The sequence below is a fragment of the Rothia sp. (in: high G+C Gram-positive bacteria) genome, assembly GCF_015265375.1.
Taxonomy (GTDB): Bacteria; Actinomycetota; Actinomycetes; order Actinomycetales; family Micrococcaceae; genus Rothia.
The window spans coordinates 1-2,315 of sequence record NZ_JABZXW010000109.1 but is presented as its reverse complement, the minus strand read 5'-3'; the positions used below and the strand labels follow the sequence as shown (position 1 = coordinate 2,315).

General features: G+C 64.2%; 2 protein-coding genes. Both read right to left on the bottom strand.

Annotated features, from left to right (window positions below):
• Positions 1-1,140: AAA family ATPase (locus tag HXO69_RS08910; protein ID WP_296546608.1), on the bottom strand; the 1,140-nt coding region annotated here is incomplete at its 3' end.
• A gap of 131 nt (positions 1,141-1,271) precedes the next feature.
• On the bottom strand, positions 1,272-2,315 hold a 1,044-nt coding region (locus tag HXO69_RS08905), incomplete at its 5' end, for a tRNA (adenine-N1)-methyltransferase (protein WP_296546607.1).

Here is a 2,315-nt window from a genome sequence, read left to right as displayed (position 1 = left end):
CAGCGACTCCATCTCGTCAACGACCACGACGACCGGGTGGCCCGCCTCCGCCTTCTCACGGGCGGCCACAAAAATATCGCGAATCTGGCGCTCCGTCTCACCGACGAACTTATCGAGCAGCTCCGGGCCCTTAATGTTCAGGAAGTAGCCGCGGGTATTCGAACCCGGGTTCAGCGCAGCCGCACGAGCCGCCAGGGAGTTCGCCACAGCCTTAGCAATCATGGTCTTACCGTTACCGGGAGGACCGTACAGCAGAATGCCCTTGGGCGGTGCCAGGTGGTAGCGCTCAAAAATCTCGGGGTGCAGGTACGGCAGCTCCACCGCGTCGCGAATCTGCTCGATCTGCGCGCCCAGGCCACCAATCTGCTCGTAGGTGACGTCCGGGATCTCTTCCAGAACCAGCTCCTGCGAGCGGGAGGCGGGAACCTGCGAGGTCAGCATGCGGGTGCGCGTGTCAAGGGTGACCGCGTCACCGGTGCGCAGCTGCTCAATGTCGAGGGAACCAGCCACGCGCGCCACCTGCTGAGCACCCGAGGACGTATCAACCAGCACGCGCTGCTCATCCAGCACCTCGCGCACGGTCACCACGTCACCGAAGGGTTCGGTGTCCAGGGCAACGACCGCCTCGGTCTTGTCGTTGAGCAGTACGGTCATGCCGGGGGTGAGGGTAGACAGGTCAATGAGCGGGGACACGGGAATACGCATCATGCGGCCGCTCACCTGAACATCCAGGTACGCATCAATCTCGGCGGGAGTCTTATCGTCGGCAACCTGCTCGTAGGTCATGGTCTGGCCCTCATGCACCGCCAGCACAATCGCCGAATTCAGCGGCGGCATAACATTCTGCGACAGGGACGCGCGCAGACGCTCCACCTGGTAGCGCATGCTGGTGATTGCTTCAACGAGCTTGCGGTTCTTCTCCCCCGCACCACGAATCTGTCGGCTCATATTGTCGCGGGTTGCCTCCGCCGCGGAGAGTCGACGCAGCACGGCGTCATACTCCTGCGCGCTGACGGGCTGACTGCCGGGCAGGGAGGTCGACCCGAAAGCAGCCGAGTAGTGCGGTGCCGCGCTGGCTGCACTGTGGGCGGTGCCGTACTGGGGGGTTCCTGCCTGATCTGCAGATTCGTGGGTGGACACGGTAGCTCCTTTAGCTGTTCGTCCTAATCGGCGGCTACTCGGTGCGGGTGGTTGGGCACAGTGAGTAGCCTGGTGAGTGCACTGCGGGGGCTCCAGGCAACGCCCGTGCCCCCGCAGGTCAGTGGTTCAAATTATTCGGCGGATTCAGTCGCCTCAGCTGCTGCACTGTCGTTCTGCACAGTGCCGTTCTGTTCAAGCGCAATCTCGTTCGCACGTGCGGCGTGAGCGGCAAGGTTCTTCGCATCGCGGGCTGCGCGGCGAATCTTCTTATCGGTCACCTCACGCTCACCCACGTTCATGGGAATCCACGCGTTCATATCCTCTTCAGAGAAGTCAGTCTTGGACGCGCGGCGCTTCGGCGCCAGGCGTACCGCACCGTCAGCGAGGCGACGAGCCACGACCAGGAACGCGGTGTGTGCAACCATGCGGTGGTCGGGGCGGACCGCCAGGCCCTCCACGTGCCAGCCACGCACAATGGTTTCGTCACATTCGGGTTCGGTGAAGCGGCCGTCCAGGCGCATGCCCTCAACCAGGCGGGACATCTGGGTCACGGTCGCAACGTAGCAGATGAGCACGCCGCCGGGTGCGAGCGCCTCCGCTACAGCGTCCAGGCATTCCCAGGGTGCGAGCATGTCGAGTACGACGCGGTCGACGCTGCCGGGCTCTTCAACCTGCGGAAGGGTGTCCTGCAGGTCGCCGATGCTCAGCTTCCACGCCGGGTGGGGTCCACCGAACATGGTTTCAATGTTGCCGCGGGCGACATCTGCGAACTCTTCACGACGTTCGAAGGAGTGCACGCAACCGTAGTCGCCGACTGCACGCAGCAGCGCGATAGACAGTGCACCGGAGCCGACGCCGGCCTCGACGACGCGTGCGCCGGGGAAGATGTCTGCCTTGACGATGATCTGGGCGGCGTCCTTGGGGTAGACGACGGCTGCGCCGCGCGGCATGGAGAGCACGAAGTCCTTGTAGAGGGGGCGCAGCGCCTGGTAGAGGATGCCGTGAGTGTTGGCGATGACGGTGCCTTCGGGTGCGCCGATGAGGTCGTCATGCTTGAGGAAGCCCTTGTGGGAGTGGTACTCGCCGCCTTCGGCGAGGGTGATGGTGGTGATGCGGCCGCGTTCGTCAGTGATTTGGACGCGCTCGCCGGGGCGGAAGGGGCCGCGGCGGTTGAT